Source organism: Streptomyces sp. NPDC104226 (assembly GCF_055584085.1).
The window spans coordinates 252,344-276,410 of record NZ_JBVJMS010000012.1 but is presented as its reverse complement, the minus strand read 5'-3'; the positions used below and the strand labels follow the sequence as shown (position 1 = coordinate 276,410).

19 protein-coding genes are annotated in these 24,067 nt (G+C 73.1%); 4 read left to right on the top strand and 15 right to left on the bottom strand.

All coding sequences use genetic code 11. The features are described 5' to 3' along the window. Positions 1 to 215: 215 nt before the first annotated feature. Positions 216 to 734: a DinB family protein gene (locus ACZ60J_RS33315; RefSeq protein WP_469687652.1), complete on the top strand. Its 519-nt coding sequence runs from the start codon at positions 216 to 218 to the stop codon at positions 732 to 734. 53 nt (positions 735 to 787) lie between these two features. On the opposite strand, the gene ACZ60J_RS33310 is transcribed toward ACZ60J_RS33315, so the two are convergent. Then, positions 788 to 1,591 (bottom strand): alpha/beta fold hydrolase, encoded by an 804-nt coding sequence (locus ACZ60J_RS33310; RefSeq protein WP_469687651.1) that lies wholly within the window; start codon positions 1,589 to 1,591, stop codon positions 788 to 790. 159 nt (positions 1,592 to 1,750) lie between these two features. Here ACZ60J_RS33310 and ACZ60J_RS33305 point away from each other — a divergent pair, with 159 nt between their 5' ends. Further along, complete coding sequence (locus ACZ60J_RS33305; protein WP_469687649.1) at positions 1,751 to 3,697, top strand: protein kinase domain-containing protein; 1,947 nt, start codon at positions 1,751 to 1,753, stop codon at positions 3,695 to 3,697. A 120-nt stretch (positions 3,698 to 3,817) separates the two neighbouring features. Here ACZ60J_RS33305 and gatB read toward each other — a convergent pair whose 3' ends face one another. From gatB to ACZ60J_RS33245, 12 genes are all read right to left on the bottom strand, one after another. Next, entirely contained in the window at positions 3,818 to 5,326 is a 1,509-nt protein-coding gene (gene gatB, locus ACZ60J_RS33300) for an Asp-tRNA(Asn)/Glu-tRNA(Gln) amidotransferase subunit GatB (protein ID WP_308402544.1), read from the bottom strand. Positions 5,327 to 5,341: 15 nt separating this feature from the next. Continuing rightward, entirely contained in the window at positions 5,342 to 5,593 is a 252-nt protein-coding gene (locus ACZ60J_RS33295; RefSeq protein WP_266904189.1) for a hypothetical protein, read from the bottom strand. Continuing rightward, a complete protein-coding gene (gene gatA, locus ACZ60J_RS33290; RefSeq protein WP_469687646.1) occupies positions 5,590 to 7,089 on the bottom strand; it encodes an Asp-tRNA(Asn)/Glu-tRNA(Gln) amidotransferase subunit GatA in 1,500 nt (499 codons plus the stop codon). Before gatA ends, ACZ60J_RS33295 begins: the two co-directional genes overlap by 4 nt. A gap of 5 nt (positions 7,090 to 7,094) precedes the next feature. Further along, complete coding sequence (gatC, locus tag ACZ60J_RS33285) at positions 7,095 to 7,391, bottom strand: Asp-tRNA(Asn)/Glu-tRNA(Gln) amidotransferase subunit GatC (protein WP_007266718.1); 297 nt, start codon at positions 7,389 to 7,391, stop codon at positions 7,095 to 7,097. A gap of 357 nt (positions 7,392 to 7,748) precedes the next feature. Then, on the bottom strand, positions 7,749 to 8,201 hold the full coding sequence (locus ACZ60J_RS33280; protein ID WP_469687644.1) for a nucleoside 2-deoxyribosyltransferase domain-containing protein: 453 nt from the start codon (positions 8,199 to 8,201) through the stop codon (positions 7,749 to 7,751). 5 nt (positions 8,202 to 8,206) lie between these two features. Then, positions 8,207 to 10,414: a putative bifunctional diguanylate cyclase/phosphodiesterase gene (locus ACZ60J_RS33275; RefSeq protein ID WP_469687642.1), complete on the bottom strand. Its 2,208-nt coding sequence runs from the start codon at positions 10,412 to 10,414 to the stop codon at positions 8,207 to 8,209. Positions 10,415 to 10,802: 388 nt separating this feature from the next. Beyond that, positions 10,803 to 13,013 (bottom strand): NAD-dependent DNA ligase LigA, encoded by a 2,211-nt coding sequence (gene ligA / locus ACZ60J_RS33270; protein WP_469687641.1) that lies wholly within the window; start codon positions 13,011 to 13,013, stop codon positions 10,803 to 10,805. 31 nt (positions 13,014 to 13,044) lie between these two features. After that, complete coding sequence (locus ACZ60J_RS33265; RefSeq protein ID WP_469687639.1) at positions 13,045 to 14,040, bottom strand: methionine synthase; 996 nt, start codon at positions 14,038 to 14,040, stop codon at positions 13,045 to 13,047. Continuing rightward, positions 14,037 to 14,726 carry an SDR family oxidoreductase gene (locus tag ACZ60J_RS33260; protein ID WP_469687637.1) on the bottom strand — a complete coding sequence of 230 codons (690 nt, stop codon included), beginning with the start codon at positions 14,724 to 14,726 and terminating at the stop codon, positions 14,037 to 14,039. Before ACZ60J_RS33260 ends, ACZ60J_RS33265 begins: the two co-directional genes overlap by 4 nt. A 91-nt stretch (positions 14,727 to 14,817) precedes the next feature. Then, a complete protein-coding gene (locus tag ACZ60J_RS33255) occupies positions 14,818 to 15,162 on the bottom strand; it encodes a DUF1330 domain-containing protein (RefSeq protein WP_469687635.1) in 345 nt (114 codons plus the stop codon). A 103-nt stretch (positions 15,163 to 15,265) separates the two neighbouring features. Further along, the gene (locus ACZ60J_RS33250) at positions 15,266 to 18,676 is read right to left on the bottom strand and encodes a S8 family peptidase (protein WP_469687633.1); all 3,411 of its coding nucleotides are present in this window, start codon (positions 18,674 to 18,676) and stop codon (positions 15,266 to 15,268) included. A gap of 63 nt (positions 18,677 to 18,739) precedes the next feature. Continuing rightward, on the bottom strand, positions 18,740 to 19,774 hold the full coding sequence (locus ACZ60J_RS33245) for a GlxA family transcriptional regulator (protein ID WP_469687684.1): 1,035 nt from the start codon (positions 19,772 to 19,774) through the stop codon (positions 18,740 to 18,742). A gap of 145 nt (positions 19,775 to 19,919) precedes the next feature. On the opposite strand from ACZ60J_RS33245, the gene ACZ60J_RS33240 reads away from it, so the two are divergent. Next, complete coding sequence (locus ACZ60J_RS33240) at positions 19,920 to 20,843, top strand: NADP-dependent oxidoreductase (RefSeq protein WP_469687632.1); 924 nt, start codon at positions 19,920 to 19,922, stop codon at positions 20,841 to 20,843. A gap of 79 nt (positions 20,844 to 20,922) precedes the next feature. Here ACZ60J_RS33240 and mnmA read toward each other — a convergent pair whose 3' ends face one another. Next, on the bottom strand, positions 20,923 to 22,065 hold the full coding sequence (gene mnmA / locus ACZ60J_RS33235) for a tRNA 2-thiouridine(34) synthase MnmA (protein ID WP_469687631.1): 1,143 nt from the start codon (positions 22,063 to 22,065) through the stop codon (positions 20,923 to 20,925). Between the two features lie 70 nt (positions 22,066 to 22,135). Between mnmA and ACZ60J_RS33230 the strand changes: the two genes are divergently transcribed. Further along, positions 22,136 to 22,813 (top strand): N-acetylmuramoyl-L-alanine amidase, encoded by a 678-nt coding sequence (locus ACZ60J_RS33230; protein ID WP_469687629.1) that lies wholly within the window; start codon positions 22,136 to 22,138, stop codon positions 22,811 to 22,813. Positions 22,814 to 22,864: 51 nt separating this feature from the next. Here ACZ60J_RS33230 and ACZ60J_RS33225 read toward each other — a convergent pair whose 3' ends face one another. Beyond that, on the bottom strand, positions 22,865 to 24,028 hold the full coding sequence (locus tag ACZ60J_RS33225) for a cysteine desulfurase family protein (protein ID WP_469687628.1): 1,164 nt from the start codon (positions 24,026 to 24,028) through the stop codon (positions 22,865 to 22,867). Positions 24,029 to 24,067 lie beyond the last annotated feature (39 nt).

Here is a 24,067-nt window from a genome sequence, read left to right as displayed (position 1 = left end):
AAGGGTGGCCGTAGGCCATCGCGTAGCGACGCGACCGCAGGGAGCGCCCTTGAGGGACCGGCCCGCGCCGGAAGGACACTGGACTGCCGGGCTCCCCCCGGAGCATGTCGAAGTCACCGGCCGGCCCGCAGCCCAGGCCACCACCCGCGCCCCCGAGCCCCCCACACCCCCTCCGGGGCTTCCGCCCCCGGGGCTCGCGGGGCAAGATCTCAGCCATGGCTGCAACAGAATCCGCCGACCGCGTCGGCCCTCCCCTTGCCGGGGGTGAGCGCGAGACGCTCCGCGCGTACCTCGACTTCCACCGGGCCACCCTCGCCTGGAAGTGCGAGGGCCTCACCGACGAGGAGCTGCGCCGCCAGTCGTCCCCGCCTTCCACGCTGTCCCTGCTCGGGCTGGTGCGGCACATGGCGGAGGTGGAGCGGCACTGGTTCCGGCGTACGTTCGGCGGGGCGGACGTCCCCCATCTGTGGTCGGACACCCACGACTTCCAGGCCGCCTACGACGCCTCCGGCTCGACCCGTGACGAGGCCTTCGCGGCGTGGCGGGCGGAGGTCGAGCACTCCCGCGCGGTGGAGGAGGCGGCCGAGTCCCTCGACGTGACGGTGCGCGTCGAGAAGTGGGAGGAGGACGCCTCGCTGCGCCTGCTCATGTTGCACATGATCCACGAGTACGCCCGCCACAACGGCCACGCGGACTTCCTCCGCGAGGCCGTCGACGGCGCCACGGGCGCCTGAGGCCGGCACACTCCCTCGACCCCGCCCCTCGCCCCCGCCCCTAACCCCTCCCCTCACCCGCGGTCCGCCGGCAGCTCCGCCAGGAATGCGGTGATCAGCGCCGCCCACTCCCCCGGGAGTTCGGCGAACGGCAGGTGCCCGGTGGGCAGTTCCGCCCACCGGGCGCCCGGCAGCGCGTCCGCCAGCTCCCGCTGGACCTCCAGCGGTACGAGCAGGTCGGCGGTGGTGGCGATGACGAGCGCGGGTACGTCGAGCCGGGCGAGGTCGGCGCGCAGATCGGCCCCCTTCACGAGTGCGGCGTGGTCCCCGCCGCCGGGCGGGAAGGAGGCCGCGGTGGCCCGTACCGCCTCCTCCACCTGCTCTTCCGTCAGCCCTTCCAACACGTGCGGGCTGAGGGCGAGCGGCACCAGGAGCCGGGCGAGCAGCTCGTCCTCCCCGCGGCGGGCCAGTTCGGCCCACAGGTCGGTGACGAGTCCGAGCCGGTGTCCGGCGCGGGCGAAGCTTGCCGTGAGCACGAGTCCGGTGACCCGCTGCGGGTACCGGGCGGCGAGGCGCACGGCGACGTTCCCGCCGAGGGAGTAGCCGAGGACGGCGAACCGGTCCAGCCCCTCGGCGTCGGCGGCGGCAACCAACTGGTCGGCTATTTCGTCCAGTTCGAGCGGTCCGGTGGCGCGCGGGGTGGCGCCCGTTCCCGGGTAGTCGACGCCTACGACACTGTGGCCCTCGGCCAGGGCGTCGAGGATCGGCCCGAAGTTCGACTCCACCGAACCGCCCCCGCCGTGGGCGAGGAGGAGGCCGGGCCCCCCGCTCTCCTTGCGGACGGTGCGGGCGTAGGCGCTGGTCTGGATGGCAGGCACGAGAGGTTCCCCTGACTTCGATAACGATCACTACAGAAAGAACCGTACCCGATTAAATTAGCGATCGCTACAGAATCTCGGCCCATGGTCACGGCTTGACCACCGCCCCGCTGCGCCGGGAAGCTGATCCCCACTCAAACAACCGGCGCTGGGGGGAAATTGACCAGCCAGAATCTGCACATCGGGCCGGACTCGGCAGCAGACCGCTACCGACTGCTCCGGTCCATCGGGCGCGGCGGGGAGGCCGTGCTCTATCTCGCGGAGATCGAGCTCGCGGGAGGATCCGAGCCCGTCGTCGTGAAGGTGCTCGACTCCAAGACCACGATCACCCCGGACGTCTTCGACCGGATCAGCCAGAAGTGGAACGAGCAGGCCGAACTGCTGCGCTTCGTCCACCGGCCCGGTGTCGTGGGCGTACGGGAGCACTTCGAGGGGCCGCCGATCCACCGGCCCGGGGAGTCCTCGACGCTGACCGGCCGGGCCCTGGTCCTGGTCATGAACCACGTCGACGGACTCGACCTGCGGGACTGGCGGGCCGAGCGGACCCTCGCCACGGCCGCCGAGCGGCGCGAGGTGATGCGCACGCTGGAGCAGCTGGCCGACGTACTGGACTGGCTGCACTCGGGGAAGGCAACTCCCTCCGGGCGCCAGGTGATCCACGGTGACCTGTCACCCGGCAACGTCATGGTCGACGCGCACGGGCAGGCCACGCTGGTGGACTTCGGCCTCAGCAAGCTGACCGCCGACCACCAGACGGCCGAGGTGTGGTTCACCCAGGGCTACGCGGCGCCGGAGGTCTTCGAGGGCAAGCGGACCCCGGGCGCGGACCGGTACGCCTTCGGGGCCATCGCGTACTTCCTGCTGAGCGGGGAGTCCCCGCCCTCGACGCCCGAACTGCTCGCGGGGGCCCTCGTACGGCTGCCGCAGTTCGCGGTGCTGGACGCGGAGCAGCGGGCGCGGATCGCGTCCATCTACGCCGCCGACCCGCTGAAGCGTCCGGTGAACCTGGCGAGCTGGATGAAGGACATCCGCCGCGCGGTGGTGTCCACGACCACGTCCACCTCCCAGCGGGTGGTCCAGGACGCGGTGCCGGTACCGGCCGCGCCCCCCGCCGCTCCCCCGGTCCCGACGGCGGCCCCGCCGAAGCCGGTGGCTCCGCCCCAGCAGCCGGCGCAGCCGCCGTCCGCGCCGGTGGCGGCACCGGCCGCGGCACCAGGGGCCGCACCGGCCGTCCCGACGGGCCCCCCGGCAGGACCTCCGGCGCAGCCCGTGCACACCCCGCCGCCCGCCCAGCCCGTGTACACCCCGCCCACCGCCGAGCCCGTGTACAGCCCGCCGCCGGTCCAGGCGAGCGTGCCGCCCGGGTACGGACCCGCGCCCACGGTCGTCTCCGCCACGGAACCGGCTCCCGCTCCGGCCCCGCGCAAGCGGCGGCGGACCGGGCTGGTGCTCGGGGCGGTGCTCGCGGTGCTGGTGGTGGCCGGCGGTGCGGTGGCCGGCGTCAAGCTCCTGGGCGACAAGGACGGGGACGACTCGAAGACGGCGGCCGGCGGGGACAAGAGCGTCTCCGCGTCCTCGTCCGCCCCCGGGAGCCCGACCCCCACCCCGACGCCCGGCTCCGCAGAGCCCTCCGCGTCCTCCGCCGACCCCTCGGACGGGCCCACGACCCAGCCCACGGCGACGGGTTCGGAGCCCCCGTCGGGGGTGGCGCCGGGTGTGAAGGCGGCCGATCTGACCGTCATGGCCCCGGTGAAGGACCTGGGCGGGTTCACCGTCGGACCCGCCAAGATCAACACCAAGATGTACGGGGCCGCGTTCATCCAGGAACGCAGCTGCGACTTCGACGCGTACGCGGAGTTCGACCTCAACCGGGCCTGGAAGACCCTGGAGTTCACCGCGGGGATCGACGACGGCTCGGAGAACGAGAAGGGCCGGGTCAGCATCTCGCTCGACGGCCAGCCCGCCGCCTTCTCCGAACTCGTCGAGCTGGGCAAGCCGATCACCCACACGGTGGATGTCAGCGGCGCCCTGCGGCTGCGCATCAAGGTGGACAAGGGCTGCGACAACGGCACGGTCGTCATCGCCGCTCCCCAGCTCAAGCGGTAGCAGCGGAACCAACGCGGCGGCCCCGCACCGGAGATCCGGTGCGGGGCCGCCGCGTACGTACGGGGTACGGGTAGGGACACAAGTACGGGTACGGGTACCCGCACCGTCCCTCCCGTACGACTACTCCGAGACGCCCAGGCGCTCCAGGATGAGCTCCTTGACGCGGGCCGCGTCGGCTTGGCCGCGGGTGGTCTTCATGACCGCTCCGACCAGGGCGCCGACGGCGGCGATCTTGCCGCCGCGGATCTTGTCGGCGATGCCGGCGTTGCCCGCGATGGCCTCGTCCACGGCCGCGCCGAGCGCGCCCTCGTCCGAGACGACCTTCAGGCCGCGCTTCTCGACGACCTCGTCCGGGGTGCCCTCGCCGGCGAGGACGCCTTCGAGGACCTGGCGGGCCAGCTTGTCGTTGAGCTCACCGGCCGCCACCAGGGCCGCGACGCGCGCGACCTGGACGGGGGTGATGGGCAGCTCGTCGACGACGACGCCCTGCTCGTTGGCGTTGCGGGCCAGCTCGCCCATCCACCACTTGCGGGCGGCGGTCGAGTCGGCGCCGGCCTCGATGGTGGCGACGATGGAGTCCACCGCACCGGCGTTGAGGATCGACTGCATGTCGTGCTCGTTGATCCCCCACTCCTGGAGGAGGCGGTTGCGGCGCACGCGCGGCATCTCCGGCAGGCCGGAGCGCAGCTCCTCGACCCAGGTGCGGGCCGGGGCGATCGGGACCAGGTCGGGCTCCGGGAAGTACCGGTAGTCCTCGGCGTTGTCCTTGATGCGGCCGGCCGTGGTGGAGCCGTCCTCCTCGTGGAAGTGCCGGGTCTCCTGCACGATCGAGCCGCCGGAGGAGAGCACCGCCGCGTGGCGCTGGATCTCGAAGCGGGCCGCGCGCTCGACGGAGCGCAGCGAGTTGACGTTCTTCGTCTCGCTGCGGGTGCCGAACTCGGACTCGGGGGTGGGGCGCAGCGACAGGTTGACGTCGCAGCGCATCTGGCCCTTGTCCATGCGGGCCTCGGAGACGCCGAGCGCCTTGATGACCTCGCGCAGTTCGGCGACGTACGCCTTGGCCACCTCGGGGGCGCGTACGCCCGCGCCCTCAATCGGCTTGGTGACGATCTCGATGAGGGGGATGCCGGCGCGGTTGTAGTCCAGCAGCGAGTGGGACGCGCCGTGGATGCGGCCGGTGGCGCCGCCGACGTGCAGCGACTTGCCGGTGTCCTCCTCCATGTGGGCGCGCTCGATCTCCACGCGGAAGATCTCGCCGTCCTCCAGCTGCACGTCGAGGAAGCCGTTGAAGGCGATCGGCTCGTCGTACTGGGAGGTCTGGAAGTTCTTCGGCATGTCCGGGTAGAAGTAGTTCTTCCGGGCGAAGCGGCACCACTCGGCGATCTCGCAGTTCAGCGCGAGGCCGATCTTGATGGCGGACTCGATGCCGATCTCGTTGACCACCGGCAGTGCGCCGGGCAGTCCGAGGCAGACCGGGCAGGTCTGCGAGTTGGGCTCGGCGCCCAGCTCGGTCGAGCAGCCGCAGAACATCTTGGTCTTCGTGCCGAGCTCGACATGGACCTCCAGGCCCATGACGGGGTCGTACGACGCGAGGGCGTCCTCGTACGACAGCAGTTCGGTGACAGTCACAGTGGAAATTCCCTCTCAGCCCAGCAGGACGTCGTCGTCGCCGAGACGCTTCAGTTCGCGGTACAGGATCGCGAGGCCGGTGACGATGGCGGCGGCGGACACGACGGCGTCGATCAGCTTCAGCGTGTCGTGCTCGGTGCGGGCCTTCTTGGCCTGCTTGACGACGCTGAGGGCACCGAAAGCGGTGGTGCCGATCGACAGGTACGTACCGGACTTGGACTTCCTGAAGCCCTTGGCCTTGGACAGCGCACTCGTGTTGGAACTCACAGCGACGGAGCCTCCTCAAGCAGCGGGTGGCCCCAGCGCTCGACGAAGGCGGCCTCGACTGCGGCACCCACCTTGTACAGGCGGTCGTCCTTCATCGCCGGGGCGATGATCTGGAGCCCGACCGGCAGACCGTCCTCCGGGGCCAGGCCGCAGGGAAGCGACATGGCGGAGTTGCCGGCCAGGTTGGTCGGGATGGTGCACAGGTCCGCGAGGTACATGGCCAGCGGGTCGTCCGTGCGCTCGCCGATCGCGAAGGCGGTGGTGGGCGTGGTCGGGGAGACGATCACGTCGACCTGCTCGAAGGCCTTGTCGAAGTCCTGCGAGATGAGGGTGCGGACCTTCTGGGCGGAGCCGTAGTACGCGTCGTAGTAGCCGGAGCTGAGCGCGTACGTACCGAGGATGATGCGGCGCTTGACCTCGTCGCCGAAACCGGCTTCGCGGGTCAGGGCGGTGACGTCCTCGGCGGACTTGGTGCCGTCGTCGCCGACGCGCAGGCCGTAGCGCATGGCGTCGAAGCGGGCCAGGTTCGAGGAGCACTCGGACGGCGCGATGAGGTAGTACGCGGCCATCGCGAGGTCGAAGGACGGGCAGTCCAGCTCCACGATCTCGGCGCCGAGCCCCTTGAGGAGCTCCACCGACTCGTTGAAGCGCTGGACGACGCCGGCCTGGTAGCCCTCGCCGGCGAACTGCTTGACGACGCCGACGCGCATGCCCGCGACGGAGCCGTTGCGGGCCGCCTCGACGACCGGCGGGACCGGGGCGTCGATGGACGTGGAGTCCATCGGGTCGTGACCGGCGATGACCTCGTGGAGGAGGGCCGCGTCCAGGACCGTACGGGCGCAGGGACCGCCCTGGTCGAGGGAGGAGGAGAAGGCCACCATGCCGTAGCGGGAGACGCCGCCGTAGGTGGGCTTCACGCCGACGGTGCCGGTGAGGGCGGCGGGCTGGCGGATGGAACCGCCGGTGTCCGTGCCGATGGCCAGCGGCGCCTGGAAGGCGGCCAGCGCGGCCGCGGAGCCGCCGCCGGAGCCGCCGGGGACCCGGGCGAGGTCCCAGGGGTTGCCGGTGGGGCCGTAGGCGCTGTTCTCGGTGGAGGACCCCATGGCGAACTCGTCCATGTTGGTCTTGCCGAGGATGACGACGTCGGCTTCCTTCAGCTTGCGCGTCAGGGTGGCGTCGTACGGCGGGATCCACCCTTCGAGGATCTTCGAACCGACGGTGGTGGGGATCCCGACGGTGGTGAAGATGTCCTTGAGGGCGAGCGGTACGCCGGCCAGCGGGCCGAGCTCCTCGCCGCGCTCGCGCTTGGCGTCGACGGCGGCCGCCTGGGCGAGGGCGCCCTCGCGGTCGACGTGCAGGAAGGCGTTGACCTTCTCGTCGGTCGCCCCGATGCGGGCCAGGTGGGCCTCGGTGACCTCGACGGCCGTGAGCTCGCCGGAGGCGATCTTCTCGGCGGTCTGGGCGGCCGTCAGCTTGATGATGTTGATGTCAGCCATGGTGATTAGTCCTCCCCCAGGATCTGCGGCACCTTGAAACGCTGCTGCTCCTGGGCGGGAGCGCCAGAAAGCGCCTGCTCGGGGGTGAGCGACGGACGGACCTCGTCCGCGCGCATGACGTTCGTCAGCGGCAGCGGGTGGGAGGTCGGGGGGACGTCTTGGTCGGCGACCTCGGAAACGCGGGCGACCGCGCCGATGATGTCGTCGAGCTGTCCAGCGAAGTGGTCGAGCTCTTCGCTCTTCAGCTCCAGACGTGCCAGCCGAGCGAGGTGGGCGACCTCCTCGCGCGTGATGCCAGGCATGCAGCGATCCTCTGGGGGTTCGGGTGTGTAGGTTTCGGCCCCAATCCTATGGGGCCCCGCCCCCGCCCGGCGCCCCGGTTTGCCCCCGGGGCGGTACGAAGCGCCCACGCGGGGGCGATTCGACCGGCCGGGCCCGCCCGTCCCGGGCCGCCGCGCGGCCCCCGCTGCGGGTGTGCCGCTGCGCGGGGCGAGGTCCCCTACCCGCCCTTCCACCGTTCCCAGGGCTCCGCCCTGACCCGTCCGGCCCCGGGCTGCGCCCGGGCCCCCGGGGCTCCGCCCCGGACCCCGCGCCTCAAACGCCGGCGAGGCTGGACATGCCGCGAAGGGTGGGTCGGGGACGGCCCCGCAGGGCAGGTGTCAGGTCAGGGTGGTGCGGGCCGCCGCGACGGTCTCGGCCAGGGTGGCGTGGACCGTGAGGTCCGGGCGGGACAGGCTCAGCTGCGTCACGACGTCCGCGCGCCGCGGGTAGCCGGGGTCGGCGCCGACGACCAGGCGGCGGCCGGGGGTGGCTGCGGCGGCGCCGAGTTCGTACAGGGTGATCGGCTGGACCGTGAGGGACGCATCGCACGCGGGGAACCAGAACAGCGTCAGGTCGGCCCGCAGCAGGTGTGCGTACTCCCACGCGATCTGGACGTCCGTCTGCGCGGGGTCGGACACGTCGAAGTCCGCCCGCCGGGGGTTGAGCACGACGAAGTCGGCCAGCTCCCGCGCCGCCTCCGGCTGCCAGGAGGGGCAGTGCGTGATGCCGCCCGCGAGGAAGACCGACGGCGGGTCCCCCGGCGCGGGGCGGTACCGCGCCGGTGCCTCCACGTACCTCACGGGGTCTGGGACGACGCCGCCGCGGCGGCGGTTTCCGCGGCGAGCTCCGCCGTGATGTCCGCCGGCCGCCGCCAGCCGCGTTCGCCGCGGGCCAGCAGCCAGGCCGTCGCCTCCTGCGGAGGCATCGCGGCGGCGACCAGCCAGCCCTGGACGGCATCGCAGCCCAGGTCCCGGAGCCGCTCCCAGGTCTCGTCGTCCTCGACGCCCTCCGCGACGACCAGCAGGCCGAGGGAGTGGGCGAGGTCCACCGTGCAGCGGACGATCTCCGCGTCCTGGGCGTCGACCGCGAGCCGGGCCACGAACGACCGGTCGATCTTCAGCTCGCTGACCGGCAGCCGCCGCAGGTGGACGAGGGAGGAGTACCCCGTGCCGAAGTCGTCCAGGGACATCTTCACGCCGTGGCCGGTGAGCCCGGCCATGGTGTCGGCGGCCCGCTGCGGGTCCTCCAGCAGGACGTGTTCCGTTATCTCCAGCTGGAGCCCGCTCGCCGGGACCCCGTGCCGGGCGAGCCGTGCGGCCACGGCCCCCGCGAAGCCGGGGGTGTGGACGTCGCGCGGCGACACGTTGACGGCGACCGGGACCTTGAGGCCCTGGGCCCGCCACCGGGCGACCTGCGCCAGGGCCGTCTCCAGGACGTACTCCGTCAGGTGCGGCATCAGGCCCGAGGTCTCCGCGATCGCGATGAACTCGTCCGGCGGGACCCGCCCGCGTTCCGGGTGCACCCAGCGCACCAGTGCTTCCAGCCCGGCGACCTTGCCGTCGAACCGCACCTTCGGCTGGTAGTGCAGCTCCACCTCTCCCGCGTCCAGCGCCCTGCGCAGGTCGCCCAGCAGGCCGAGCCGGTCGGGGGTGTTGCTGTCCCGCTTGGACTCGTAGACCTCGACTCCGGTCCGGTCCCGCTTCGCCTGGTACATGGCCACGTCGGCGCGGCGCAGCAGTCCCTCCGCGTCGAGCGCGTGGTCGGGGAAGACGGCGAGGCCGGCGCTGGCCTCCAGGACCAGGGTCAGGCCGTCCAGGTCGAGGGGGGAGCTGAGTTCGGCGACCAGGTTGCGGGCGACCCGCTGGGCGCTGGTGGTCGAGTCGGTGAAGGGGAGGAGGACGGCGAACTCGTCGCCGCCGAGGCGGGCCGCCTCCGCGTCCTGGGGCAGGGCCTGGCGCAGCCGGTCGGCGATCTGCAGGAGCAGCCGGTCTCCGGCGAGGTGGCCGAGGGTGTCGTTGACCGCCCGGAAGCGGTCGAGGTCGATGAGGACCAGCGCCGCGCGGGTGCCCGTGCGTTCGGCCTGGTCGAGCGCGCTCCAGGCGCGTTCCAGCAGCCACTGCCGGTTCGGGAGCCCGGTGAGCGGGTCCCGCAGCTGCTCCTCGGCGCGGGCCCGGGCGATCCACAGGGTGGAGTCCAGGGCGATCAGCGGTACGGCGAACAGCGGCAGCAGCACGGGCTGCGATTCGGCGACCACGCAGATCAGCGGGGCGATGCCGAGGAGCGCGACGGCGACCAGGGCCTGGCGCAGCAGTGCGGTACGGGCGACCGTGGGCAGTCCCCCGCCGCTCGGGGCGAGGGCGAGCCACAGCAGGACGCGGGTGACGAGCAGGTAGGCGAGGGCGACGAGGACGACTTCGGGGACCGCGTCGAGCTCCCAGCCGGTGGGCCGCCAGGGGTTCTCGACGGAGGGCGACTCCCCGAAGGCGGCGAGGACGAGGGCTCCCGCGCCGATGCCGAGGATGTCGGTGGCTCCGTGCAGCAGTCCCTGGCGCCAGCGGTGCCTGCGGGCTGCGCCGACGAGGGAGACCACGGCGAGGGAGACCAGGCCCGCGGGGACCCATCCGTAGAGGATGAGGACGCCGAGGGTGAGGGCCGCGCCCGATCCGGTGCCGCCCCACCAGCGGTCGCGGCCGAGGGCGACGAGGTGGCCGACGATGATGCCGGTGAGCAGGGCGAGCGCCCAGCCGACCGGACCGCCGGGGAACAGGGCGTGACGGCCGGTCAGCGCGCTGATGACGCCGACTCCGAGCAGGACGGCGGCGAGACCCACGACGGCGAAGGGCAGCGCGGCGCGCCGGCCCGCCCGGCCGCCGGCACCCATTGCGGTGTCGAGCGCGCGCGATCGCGGTGTCCTGGAGCCCAGGAGACCGAGCCGGCCCGTCCGCATGGACGGGAACTCCCCGCCGAAATCTGGTGACGGGTCGGCGCTTTCGGTGGGTTTCATGCCCGTCCCTCTCACAGCCGGCGATGCCGATGCCACGCGATGGCCCCGAACGTCATGCCATCACGGCCGGAAGCGCGTCAAGCAGCCGTGCACGACAGGCGCACCCCTCAACAGTAGGACGCGGGAGGCGCCCAGGGGCAGCGGTCGGCGGCGGTTGCCCGAATACGACCCAGCCATCCTCATCAGTACGGTATCCGCCGAACGGGTGAGTTTGGACCAGGCCCCCCGGTCGCCCGTCCGATGATCCGACAGGCCGGGGGGCCGCCACCAGCCTTGTACCGGCCTCGCATGGACCCGGTACCGGCCGTGCGGCGCCGGAAGCCGCCGCCGGGCGCGCCCGGCGCGCGCCCGCTCGTACGGCCGGACGCCACGCATCCGTTCGCCTTCGTTACTCCGCTTCGGCGTTGCCGTCCACCGGGAGCGCGGCAGCGCGCGCGGCGTCGGGGCCCTCGGCGAGCAGGACGGCGAAGCCGGCGTCGTCGAGGACGGCGAGCTTCAACTGCACTGCCTTGTCGTACTTCGAGCCGGGGTTGTCGCCGACCACGACGAAGGAGGTCTTCTTCGAGACGGACCCGGTCACCTTGGCGCCGCGGCTCTGCAGGGCCTCCTTCGCCCCGTCCCTCGTGTGGCTCTGCAAAGTGCCGGTGACGACGACGGTCAGGCCCTCCAGCGGGCGCGGCCCCTCGTCCTCGCCGGAGCCTTCCTCCTCCATCCGGACTCCGGCCGCCCGCCACTTGCGCAGGATCTCCTGGTGCCAGTCGACGGCGAACCATTCCTTGAGGGAGGCCGCGATGATCGCGCCGACCCCGTCGGTGGCCGTGAGTTCCTCCTCCGTCGCCTGCTCGATCCGCTCGATGGAGCGGAACTCCCGGGCCAGCGCCTCCGCCGCGACCGGGCCGACGTGACGGATCGACAGGCCGTTGATGATGCGGGCGAGCGGGCGGTCCTTGGCGGCCGCGATGTTCTCCAGCATCGCCAGGGCGTTCTTCTTGGGCTCGCCCTCCTGGTTGGCGAAGACGGTGACGATCTTCTCCTCGCCCGTCTTCGGGTCCCGCTTGGGCAGTCCGCTGTCCGGGTCGAGCACGTAGGCCTTGATGGGCAGGAGCTGCTCGATGGTGAGGTCGAAGAGGTCGCCCTCGTCCCGCAGCGGCGGCTCGGCCGGCTCCAGCGGGCGGGTGAGCGCGGCCGCCGCGACCGCGCCGAAGTTCTCGATGTCCAGGCACTGGCGGCCGCCGAGGTAGAAGAGCCGCTCGCGCAACTGGGCGGGGCACGTCTGCCCGTTCGGGCAGCGCAGGTCGATGTCGCCCTCCTTCATCGGCCGCAGCGCCGTCCCGCACTCGGGGCATTCGGCGGGCATGACGAACTCCCGCTCACTGCCGTCCCGCAGGTCGACCACCGGACCGAGGATCTCGGGGATGACGTCGCCGGCCTTGCGCAGCACGACCGTGTCCCCGATGAGCACGCCCTTGGCCTTGACGACCTCCTGGTTGTGCAGGGTCGCGAACTCCACCTCGGAGCCCGCCACCGTCACCGGCTCCACCTGGGCGTACGGGGTCACGCGCCCGGTGCGGCCCACGCCGACCTTGATGTCGATCAGCTTGGAGTTGACCTCCTCGGGCGCGTACTTCCAGGCGATGGCCCAGCGCGGGGCGCGGGCGGTGGACCCGAGCCGGCCCTGGAGGGCGATCTCGTCGAGCTTGACGACGACGCCGTCGATCTCGTGTTCCACCGAGTGGCGGTTCTCGCCGAAGTAGGCGATGAACTCCCGGACCTCGGCCAGCGTGGAGACCACCTTGTTGTGCTGGGCGGTGGGCAGGCCCCACTCGTGGAGCAGCGCGTAGGCCTGCGACTGGTTCTCGATCTCGAAGCCCTCGCGGGCGCCGATGCCGTGCACGACCATGTGCAGCGGGCGGCTCGCGGTGACCTTCGGGTCCTTCTGGCGCAGTGAACCGGCCGCCGCGTTGCGCGGGTTGGCGAAGGGCTTGCCCTCGGCTTCGACGAGCCGGGCGTTGAGCTCCTCGAACTTCTCCATCGGGAAGTAGACCTCGCCGCGGATCTCGACCAGGGCGGGGATGCGGTCGCCCTTCAGCCGGTCGGGGATGTCGGCGATGGTGCGGACGTTGGGCGTGATGTCCTCGCCCGTGCGGCCGTCGCCGCGGGTGGCGGCGCGGGTCAGGCGGCCGTTCTCGTAGGTGAGGTTGACGGCGAGGCCGTCCACCTTCAGCTCGCACAGGTAGTGGTAGTCGGAGGTGTTGGCGTCCCGGGCCACGCGCTCGGCCCAGGCCGCCAGTTCCTCGTCGTCGAAGGCGTTGTCGAGGGAGAGCATCCGCTCGCGGTGCTCCACGGAGGCGAAGTCCGTCTCGTACGCCCCGGCCACCTTCTGGGTGGGCGAATCAGGCGTGCGCAGCTCCGGGTACTGCTCCTCCAGCGCTTCGAGCGAGCGCAGCAGCTTGTCGAACTCGGCGTCGCTGACGACCGGCTGGTCGTTCACGTAGTACCGGAAGCGGTGCTCCTCGACCTGCTCGGCGATCAGCGCGTGCTGCTCGCGCACCGCCGCCGGTACGGCCGATTCGCTGCCCTGCTTCTGTTCGGCTGCCATGCCGTGTCCTCCCGTGACCCGTCTCGATCCATCACTCAGGGTTGTCGGCGAGCGACCTCGCCGCCCTGACGCAGTGCGCCATGACCGCCCGTGCGTAGGCGGGCGAAGCGCCCGCCAGACCGCACGCCGGGGTGACCACGACGGACTCCGCCAGAGTCCCCGGGGACAGCCCCAGCCTGCGCCAGAGCTTCCTGACACCCATGACGCTACCGCCCGGGTCCGACAACGGGCCGTCGGTCCCCGGCACCACTCCGGCGAAGAGTTTCGTACCGGCTTCGACGGCTTCCCCGATGGCGTCGTCCTCGCGCTCGGTGAGCAAGGAGAAATCGAACGACACGCCCGAGACGCCGGCGCGCCGCAGCAGGCCGAAGGGCACCTCGGGTGCGCAGGAGTGGACGACGACCTCTCCGTCGTGGACGGCGAACAGCTCGCGCAGGGTCCCCTCGACGACCTGCCGGTCGACGGCGCGGTACGTGCGGTAGCCGCTGGCGGAGCGCACCCGGCCGAGCAGGACGGACGTCAGCGAGGGCTCGTCGTACTGGAGGACGATCTCGGCGCCGGGGATCCGCTTGCGCACGTCGGCCAGGTGCTCGCGGACGCCCTCGGCGAGGGACCCGGCCAGGTCCCGGCAGGCGCCCGGGTCCTGGAGGAGGGCCTCGCCGCCGTGCAGTTCCAGGGCTGCGGCCAGCGTCCACGGGCCGACGGCCTGGACCTTGAGCTTCCCCTCGTACCCCTGGGTGAACTCCTCCAGGGCGTCCAGGTCCTCGCCGAGCCAGGACCGGGCCCGCTTGCTGTCGCGGCCGGGCCGGTCGCTGATCCGCCAGCCGCTGGGCTCGACGTGCGCGTACATGTCCACGAGCAGCCCGAGGGAGCGGCCGATCATGTCCGCGCCGGGCCCGCGGGCGGGCAGCTCGGCGAGGTACGGGAACTCCTCGAAGGAGCCGGTGACCGTCTTGGCCGCCTCGCGGGCGTCGCCGCCGGGGAGCGAGCCGACCCCGGTGGCACCGCCGGTGGGGCTCGTGCTCATCGGCCGGGCCTCACGGTGAGGTCGCTGACCACGGCGTCGCGGGGCAGGTCGACGGCCATCACGACGGTGGTCGCGACGGACTCGGCGTCGATCCAGTCGGCGGCGTTGTAGGACTCGCCCTCCTGGGAGCGGACCTTCATCTGCATGGGGGTGGCGGTGCGGCCGGGGTAGACGGAGGTGACGCGGATGCCGTGCTCCTTCTCCTCCGCCCGGAGCGAGTCGGCGAGGGCCTTGAGCCCGTGCTTGGAGGCGGCGTACGCGCTCCAGTCGGCGTGGGCGGCGAGCCCGGCGCCGGAGTTCACGAAGACGACGGTGGCGTGGGAGGTGCGCAGGGTGGGCAGCAGGAGCCGGGTGACCTCGGCGGGGGCGATCAGGTTCACGTTGATCTGCTGGTGCCAGGTCTTGGGGCGCAGCTCCCCCACCGGACCGAGGTCCACGACGCCGGCGATGTGCAGGAGGGAGTCGATCCGCTCCGGGATCGCCTGCTTGGAGAAGGCCCACGACAGCCGGTCGGGGTCGGCGAGGTCGCCGACGAGCGCGCTGGATCCGGGGTAGCGGTCGGTGAGCTGCCGGGCGCGGGCGGCGTCGCGGGCGAGGAGGACGAGGTCGTCGCCGCGGGCGTGCAGCCGGTCCGCGACGGCCTTGCCGATGCCGGAGCCGGCGCCGGTGATCAGATGAGTAGCCATGCCGCCATGCTCGCACCCCGCCGCCGCCCGGCCGGCACGGTCCGCCCGACCGGTCCGCCCGGCCGGGCCCGCGAGGCCCGGGGCGGACCCGCTACAGCCCCGCGGCCTCGCGCAGGGCGGCCGCGGTCTTCGAGGCGTCGTAGTCCGCGGCGACGCCCTCGACGAGGACGATGTCGCCCGCCATGTGGTCGGTGCGCAGCGGGATCAGGGCCTGGTAGGCGGGCGAGGCGTACCAGGCGCGGGCCCCTTCCAGGTCGGGGAAGGCGATCATGACGACCGTGCCGGGCCAGCGGCCCTCGACGACCTCGACGTCCCGGCCGTGGACGAGGAAGCGGCCCTCGAAGGGGTCCATGGTGGCCTGGATCTCCTCGATGTAGCGGAGGATGTCCTCGTTCATGCTCTCGGGGCGTATGTGGGCGATGGCGTACGCGGTCATCTCGGGCCTCTTCTTCCTTGCGGGATCGGCTTGTTGGGACGATCCTGCCCGCTGACGGCCCCGGAGGCGATTACCTCCGGGGTCATCGGCGGGTGGGGTTGGCTCAGCCCGCGAGGTATGCGCGCAGGACGGTCACCTCCGAGGTGTTGCCCGAGCGGTCGGTGACGGTGCCGCGCAGGGAGACCGTGCCGCCCTTCGCGGGGGTGCGGACCTCGACCTTGCCGTGCCGGACGCGCAGCGGGCTCCAGGTGCGGCCTTCGTCGTAGGAGACCTGGACCCGCGGGGCGGCCCGGCCGGTGGCCGCCGGGCCCTGGACGGTGACCGGGAAGTTCTCCGTGCGGCCCGCGGGCAGGGTGCCGTCCAGGGCCGGGCGGGCGTCGAAGCGGACCACCGACACCGGGAGCGGGGTCGGTTCGGCCCCTTCTTTCGAGCGGAACCGCCAGGTGGCCGTGGTCTCGGAGGAGGTGGCGGAGAGCTCCGGGCCGATCCGGGTGGTCGTGGTGAGCTCGTAGGCGGCCTCGCCCGGTGGGACCACGAAGGGTGCGCTCGACTCCAGCGGGGTCTCCCTGCGGCCCACCTCGACGCCGTCCCGGCGCAGGACCGTGGAGCCGGTCGCGTCGAAGAACCCGCCTGCGTGGTTCGCGCCGTCGGCCAGGAGGGGTACGGAGCCGCTGATCGAGTCGCCTTCGCGCAGCACGCCGTGGAGGTCGTCCACCTTGGGTCCGAAGACCGCCGCGTTGAAGCGCTCGTGGTAGGTGCGGCCACCCTTGAGGGTGCGGGCGCTCTGCGCCTCGTACGTGGTCTCGTCGCGCGGGGCGCCGTTGCCGTCGTAGCCGGAGCTCTGGGTGAAGAAGAGGTCCCACGTGGCCCCGTCGAGGGTGGACACGTAGAGGGTGGACGTGGTCGGCAGGGGCCGCCGGGCGGATGCCGTGCTGCCGGACAGGCCCCCCGGGATGCTGCCCATGGCCACGGCCGCCCCCGTCTTGCCCGGGGCGGAGGCTCCCTGGCCGACCACGAGGGTCGCCAGGTCCCGGCGCCCCAGGTGCCGGGTGTAGCCGGTGGCGAAGCCGCGCACGGGGCCGCCGAGCACCACGTGGTACTCCGCCGAGGCGCCGTCGTCCCAGTGCACGTCCCACTGCTGGGTGAGCGTGCCGGGCTGGGGCTGCGGACCCAGCTGGCGGGTGCGCAGCCCGGTGAGCGAGTTGAGCCACAGACCGAAGTGGTACTGGGTGTCGCCCTCGCGCAGGGTGTAGGTGGGCGTCGAGAACCCGACCTGCGCCGTCTTCGAGGGCACGGTGATGTCCACCGGGCGGGTGGTGCGCGCGTCGAGGGTGACCGTGGTGTCCGAGGTGATCTCCAGCTGCGGCTGGACGATCCAGTCGGTGCCCTTCGTGAGGTCGAGCGGGTCGACGACGACGGTGGCGTCGAGCAGGTATCCGCCCTTGGGGACGCGCAGGGTGACGGTGCCGGACGGGTCGTGGGGCTCGTAGCGGCGGGTGGCCGCGGCGCCTCGGACGCCCTGAACGGTCGTGGCGTGGTGACCGGCCAACTGTCCGTCCCGGCCGAGGTGGCGGAGCGTCAGGTCGTAGGATTCCAGCTCGCGTTCGGCGACGGCCGCCGTGCGCACCTGCCCGCCGATGCCGGGACCGCCGGTGACCGTGGCGGTGGCGTACGCGCTGTACGTGCCGTCCACCGAGCCACCGAGGCGGGTGTCCACGGTCAGCGCTGTCTCGGCGGTGCCGCCCGCCGGGACGGTGAGCCGGCGGGCGCCGAGGGTGAAGAAGCCCTCAGGTGCGGGCGCGCCGCCGGGGGCGCTGCCGGCGACGGCGAGGTCGAGGGTGACGGGTTCGCCGCCGAGGTTCCGGTAAGTGATCTTCCGGGACTGCGGGGTGTCGTCGGCGTGCGGCCAGCGCTGCGTGTCGAAGGTCAGCGTCCCCTCCAGGACCACGACGCTGCGGCCCGGATCGCCGTCGACGGCGATCCGGCCGGTGCCCTGCTGGTACGGGGTGTACGTGCTGCCCTTGGCGGAGCCGATCAGTGCGCCCTTGAGCTCGGGGCCCTTCCAGTCCGGGTGCTGCTGCTTGAGGAGGGCGGCGGCGCCCGCGACGTGCGGGGTGGCCATGGAGGTGCCGGAGAGGGACAGGTAGCCGGGCGGGTTCTGCCCCTGCTTGCGGTCGATCTCGCTGCCCGGGGCGGCGGCCGCGGTGATGTCGACGCCGGGCGCGGTGACGTCGGGCTTGACGCCGCCGCCGGGGAGCGGACCGGTGCCGGAGAAGGGGGCGAGGGCGTCCGCGTCGTCGACGGCGCCCACGGTGAGGGCGGCCTTCGCGCTGCCCGGGGAGTCGATGGTGCCGGGACCGCGACGGCCCCGGTTGCCCGCCGCGACGGCGAACAGCACGCCCTTCTCGGCGCTGATCCTGTCCACGGCCGCTTCGACGGGGTCGAGCTGCGGGGTGTCGGGGGCGCCGAGGCTGAGGTTGACGATGTCGGCGCCCTGGGCGACGGCCCATTCCATGCCGGCGAGGATCCCGGAGTCGTTGCCGGAGCCGTTGTCGTCGAGGACCTTGCCGTTCAGGAGCTTCGCGCCGGGCGCGACCCCCTTGAAGGCGCCGCCCGAGCGGGCGCCCGTACCGGCGGCGGTGGAGGCGACGTGCGTGCCGTGGCCGACGCGGTCCACGGCGTCGGCGGACCGGGAGAAGTTCTGTGCGGCGACGACCTGCCCCGCAAGGTCGGCATGGGTGGCGTCGATGCCGGTGTCGAGTACGGCGATCTTGACGCCGGCGCCGTCGTACCCGGCGGCCCAGGCCTTGTCCGCGCCGATCTGGCGGGTGCTCCGGTCGAGGGTGGCGGTACGCACGGCGTCGAGCCAGACCGTGGCGATGCCGGGGGCGGCGGCGCGGCCGCCGGCGTCCGGTCGGGTGTCGGTGAGCGCCTCCCAGAGGGCCGCGGCGCCCACAGGGGTCGCACTGACGGCCTCGGCGTCGAGGGTGGGGAAGGAGCGGGTCACCTCGACCCCGTCGGCGGCCCGCAGCGCGGACCGGGCGGCGGCGGGGGCGGCCGCAGCGGCGGGACTCTCATAGCCGACGATCAGCTGGAGACGATCGGCGGGGCGGGCACCCTGGCCGTGGGCCGCTGCCTCGGAGCGGCTCAGCTCGGTGACGTCGAACAGGCGCGGGTCGAGCTTGCCGGCGCGGATCAGGGGCTGGGCGTCGTACGGCACGACGCTGGTGTGGCCGTTCTCGGTGCGCACCGAGAACGGGATGCGCGCGCGGCCCTCGGCGCGTTCGAGGGAGACGGGCCTGCCGTCGGCGGCGAGGACGACGCGGTCGCCGGTGACGAGGGTGATGCGGGTGGTCGGGACCGGCGGGGCGGCGGATCTCGCGCCGGCCGCGGTGGCTAAGGATCCGATCGCGGGCGCTGCGGCGGCCGGGGTGGTCAGCCCCGCCGCGAGCGCGAGGGCGGCGGCCGCCGCGACCGAGGCCGCCGCCCCCGCCCTGGAGTGGTGGTTGCGCACGTGGTTCCCCCTGAGAGAAGAAGTGTGCAGGGCCACGCAGTATGCCGAGCTACTGACACTCCATCAATGGTGCGCAGGAGCATAGGAGTTGGGCTGGAAGGTGCGGCGGTAGGCGATCGGTGAGACGCCCAGTGCCGTCCGCATGTGCTGGCGCAGGGAGTTGGCCGAGCCGAAGCCGGAGCGATGGGCGACCAGGTCGACGGGCAGGTCGCTGGATTCCAGCAAGTGCCGTGCCACTTCGAGCCGTTGGGCCGTGAGCCACTGGACCGGGGTCATGCCGACCTCGTCGCGGAATCGGCGGGTGAAGGTGCGCAGGCTCATCCGGGCGTGGTCGGCCAGCTCGGACAGGGCGATCGGCTCGGCGAGGCGTTCCAGGGCCCAGGCCCGCGTCGCGGTGGTCGTGGCGACCGTCGGCTCGGGAACCGGCCGGTCGATGTACTGGGCCTGCCCGCCGTCCCGCCAGGGCGGCACCACGCACATCCGGGCCGCCCGGTTGGTGACGGCGGCGCCGTGGTCGCGGCGGATCAGGTGCAGGCACAGGTCGACCCCGGCGGAGACGCCCGCCGAGGTGAGGACGTCGCCGTCGTCGACGAAGAGCACGTCCTCGTCGACCCGGACGCGGGGGTAGGCCCTGCGGAACTCCGGCGCGAGGTTCCAGTGGGTGGTCGCCGGGCGGCCGTCCAGGAGTCCCGCGGCGGCCAGTACGTAGGAGCCGGAGCAGATGGAGACCAGGCGGGTGCCGGGGCGGATCCCGGCGATGGCCTCGGCGACCCCGGCGGGCAGCGGGCCGCCGAGGGCCAGCTCGGGCATGGCGTGGGTGGGCGGCACGATCACGGTGTCGGCGGCGGCCAGCGCCTCGGCTCCGGCCGCGGGCTGCAGGACGAAGCCGGAGTCGCTGGGCACGGGCCGGCCGTCCACGGTGCAGACGACGACCTCGTACAGCGGTTCACCGGCCTCGTCCACGGCCTGCCCGAAGACGCGGGAGGGGATGCCGAGCTCGAAGGGCGGGAAGCCCGGCAGGGCGAGTACGGCGATCAGGTGCCGGCCGCCTTCACCGCTGCCGCGGGCCGCCCCGGCCTTTTCGCTCATTTCACTCATTCCGCTCATGGCCAGATCCTGTCACAGGGTGGCCGGACGGCCAACACCGGACGGGGGCGATGTGCCGGAATCTGAGACGTGTCACCGGGGAACACTCCGGTTTCGGACGCATTCGTATGCAGTGCACGGATCGAGGAGAACAGACATGCGCGCGATGGTCGTGAGCCAGTGGGGCGGCCCCGAGACCCTGGTCGAGCGGGAGATCGAGCGCCCGGAGCCGGGCCTGAACGAGATCCTGGTGCGCGTCCACGCGGCCGGGGTGAACCCGGTCGACGCGAAGACCCGGGCCAGCGGCGGCCTGATCTCCTGGAGCGAGGTCCCTATCGTGGGCTGGGACGTCTCCGGCACCGTCGAGGCGGTCGGCCCCGGCGTGACCCTCTACTCCCCCGGCGACGAGGTGTACGGGATGCCGAGCTTCCCGCGCCAGGCGGGCGGCTACGCCGAGTACGTGGTGGGCGCGGCCCGGCACTTCGCCCCCAAGCCCGCCTCCCTGGACCACGTACGGGCCGCCGCGCTGCCCCTGGCGGCCCTGACCGCCTGGCAGGCGCTGGTGGACACGGCCGCGGTCGAGCCGGGCCAGCGGGTCCTGATCCACGCGGCGGCGGGCGGAGTCGGCCACCTCGCGGTGCAGATCGCCAAGGCGCGCGGCGCCTACGTCATCGGCACGGCGAGCGAGCCCAAGCACGGGCTGCTGCGCGAGCTGGGGGCGGACGAGCTGATCGACTACCGGTCGGCCGACTTCACCGAGGCGGTCTCGGACGTCGACGTGGTGATCGACTCCCTCGGCGGGGGTGCCGGCGAGCGCTCGCTGAAGGTCCTCAAGCCCGGCGGGCGCCTGGTGACCCTGCCCTCCCCGGACGACGTACCGGCGGACGCCGAGGGCGTCCGCACCGGCTGGACCCTGGTCGAGCCGGACTACCGGGGCCTCCTGGAGATCGCGGCCCTGGTGGAGGAGGGCAAGCTGCGCCCGGTCGTCGAGGCGGTCCTGCCGCTGTCCGAGGCCGCGAAGGCCCACGAGCTCGTCGAGCGCGGCCGGACCACGGGCAAGGTCGTCCTGACGGTGGTCTGACCGGAGGCCGGGACCCGGGGGAGCCGGGGCGGGGACGGGGCGGGGACGGGGGCGTCGGCCCCCTGCCCCCGCCGGCCGGTCAGACGGTGGCTGCGGTCGCGGTCGCCCGGGTGGTCGTCGCGATCGTCGCGGAGCCGACCACGCGGGTGCCGTCGTAGAGGACGATCGCCTGGCCGGGGGCCACGCCGCGGACCGGCTCGGTGAAGCGGACGTGCAGTTCGCCCTCCACCAGTTCCGCGAAGACCTCGGTCTCGCCGCCGTGCGCGCGCAGCTGCGCGGTGTACGTCCCCGGGGCGGCGGCGGTGGAGCCGCACCAGCGGGGGCGGATCGCGGTGAGGGCGGTGACGTCCAGGGCCTCGACCGGGCCGACCGTGACGGTGTTGTTCACCGGGGAGATGTCGAGGACGTAGCGCGGCTTGCCGTCGGGGGCCGGGTGGCCGATCCGCAGGCCCTTGCGCTGGCCGATGGTGAACCCGAAGGCGCCCTCGTGGGTGCCGACCTTCTCGCCGGTGGCCTCGTCGACGATGTCGCCCTCGGCCTTGCCGAGGCGGTTCGCCAGGAAGCCCTGGGTGTCCCCGTCGGCGATGAAGCAGATGTCGTGGCTGTCGGGCTTCTTCGCGACGGCCAGGCCCCGCTCCTCGGCCTCGGCGCGGATCTCCTCCTTGGTGGTGAGGGTGTCACCGAGCGGGAAGAGGGCGTGTGCGAGCTGCTTCTCGTCGAGGACGCCGAGGACGTAGGACTGGTCCTTGGCCATGTCGGAGGCGCGGTGCAGCTCGCGGCTGCCGTCCTCGTTCAGGACGACGGTGGCGTAGTGGCCGGTGCAGACGGCGTCGAAGCCGAGGGCGAGGGCCTTGTCGAGCAGCGCCGCGAACTTGATCTTCTCGTTGCAGCGCAGGCAGGGGTTCGGGGTGCGGCCGGCCTCGTACTCGGAGATGAAGTCCTCGACGACGTCCTCGCGGAAGCGTTCGGCGAGGTCCCAGACGTAGAACGGGATACCGATGACGTCGGCGGCGCGGCGGGCGTCGCGGGAGTCCTCGATCGTGCAGCAGCCGCGGGCTCCGGTCCGGAAGGACTGCGGGTTCGCGGACAGGGCGAGGTGGACGCCGGTCACGTCGTGCCCGGCTTCGACCGCACGGGCGGCGGCGACGGCGGAGTCCACACCGCCGGACATGGCGGCCAGGACGCGGAGGGGGCGGGGGACGCTCGGCAGGTTCTCAGTCATAGCACCGTCCAGGGTACGGGGGAACCGGGCGGGGTCACAGCGCGTTCTCGGTGGCAGGGGGTGGATCACCATGGGGAGCAAGAGCGACAAGGGCGGTACGGGCAACAAGGGGCGGCCCGGCCGGACCCGCAGGGCGGTGCTGTTCGGCGGGCTCGGGGTGGTGACGGCCGCGGCGGTCGCCGGGCGCGATGAGCTCGGGCGGGCCTGGTGGCTGGTGCCGGGGGTGTCCAAGCCGCGGAAGGAAGGCGAGCTGGACCACGCGGGGGCCTCCTGGACGGCGGCCTCTCCGGCGAACTGGCGGCTGGCGGACCGGCCCGCCGACTACCGGGTGGACCGGATCGTGGTGCACGTCACCCAGGGCGGTTTCAAGTCCTCGGTGGACGCCTTCAGGAATCCGTTCCACCGGGCGTCGGCGCACTACATAGTCGGCCAGGACGGGCACATCGAGCAGATGGTGCGCGAGCTCGACGTCGCCTTCCACTCGGGCAACCGCTCGATGAACGAGCGCAGCATCGGCATCGAGCACGTCGGCTTCGTGGACCGGCCGCAGGACTTCACGGACGCGATGTACGGGGCTTCGGCGCGGCTCGCCGCGGACGTCTGCAGGCGGTACGGCATCCCCGCCGACCGCAAGCACTTCCTCGGCCACTCCGAGGTGCCCGGAGCCGACCACACGGACCCGGGCCGCCACTGGGACTGGGCCCGCTACCTCCGCATGGTCGACGAGGCCGGCGCCGCGGGGACCTGAGCGGCCGGGCCCGCGGCGCCTGGTGCCGTGCCCGGGCGTGCTGTCGGGGCGCTAGCTGAGCCCCGCCGTGCGGGCGCGGGCCACGGCCGGGCCGATGGCGGCGGCGACCGCGTCCACGTCGGCCTGCGTGGAGGTGTGGCCGAGGGAGAAGCGCAGGGTTCCGCGGGCCAGGCGCGGGTCGGTGCCGGTGGCCAGCAGCACGTGGCTGGGCTGCGCCACGCCGGCCGTGCAGGCGGAGCCGGTGGAGCACTCGATGCCCTGGGCGTCGAGCAGGAGCAGCAGGGAGTCCCCCTCGCAGCCGGGGAAGCTGAAGTGGGCGTTGGCGGGGAGCCGGTCCACCGGGTCGCCGCCCAGGACCGCGTCGGGGATCTCGCGGAGCACGGCGGCGACGAGCCGGTCGCGCAGGGCGCCGATCTCGGTGGCGAACCGTTCGCGCCGCTCGGCGGCGAGTACGGCGGCCACCGCGAAGGCGGCGATGGCCGGGACGTCGAGGGTGCCGGAGCGGACGTGCCGCTCCTGGCCCCCGCCGTGCAGGACGGGTACGGGGGTCTGGTCGCGGCCGAGCAGCAGCGCGCCGATCCCGTACGGTCCGCCGATCTTGTGGCCGCTCACGGTCATGGCGGCGAGGCCGCTGTCGCCGAAGCGGACGTCGAGCTGACCGAAGGCCTGGACGGCGTCGGAGTGCAGCGGGATGCCGGACTCCCGGGCGACGGCGGCCAGTTCGGCGACCGGCATGACGGTGCCGATCTCGTTGTTGGCCCACATGACGGTGGCCAGCGCGATGTCCTCCGGGTTCCGCGCGATCGCCTCGCGGAAGGCCTCGGGGTGCACGCGCCCGTAGCGGTCCACGGGCAGGTACTCGACCTGCGCGCCCTCGTGTTCGGCGAGCCAGTGCACGGCGTCGAGGACGGCGTGGTGCTCCACGGGGCTGGCGAGGACGCGGGTCCGGGCGGGATCGGCGTCGCGGCGGGCCCAGTAGAGCCCCTTGACGGCGAGGTTGTCGGCCTCCGTGCCGCCGGCGGTGAAGACCACCTCGCTCGGACGGGCCCCGAGCGCGTCGGCGAGGGCCTCGCGGGCCTCCTCGACGGTGCGGCGGGCGCGGCGGCCGGCGGCGTGCAGGGAGGACGCGTTGCCCGTGACGCCGAACTGCGCGGTCATCGCCGCGGCGGCCTCCGGCAGCATCGGGGTGGTGGCGGCGTGATCGAGGTAGGCCATGATCCCCCGATTCTACGAGCCCCCCGCACCCCCGCTTCC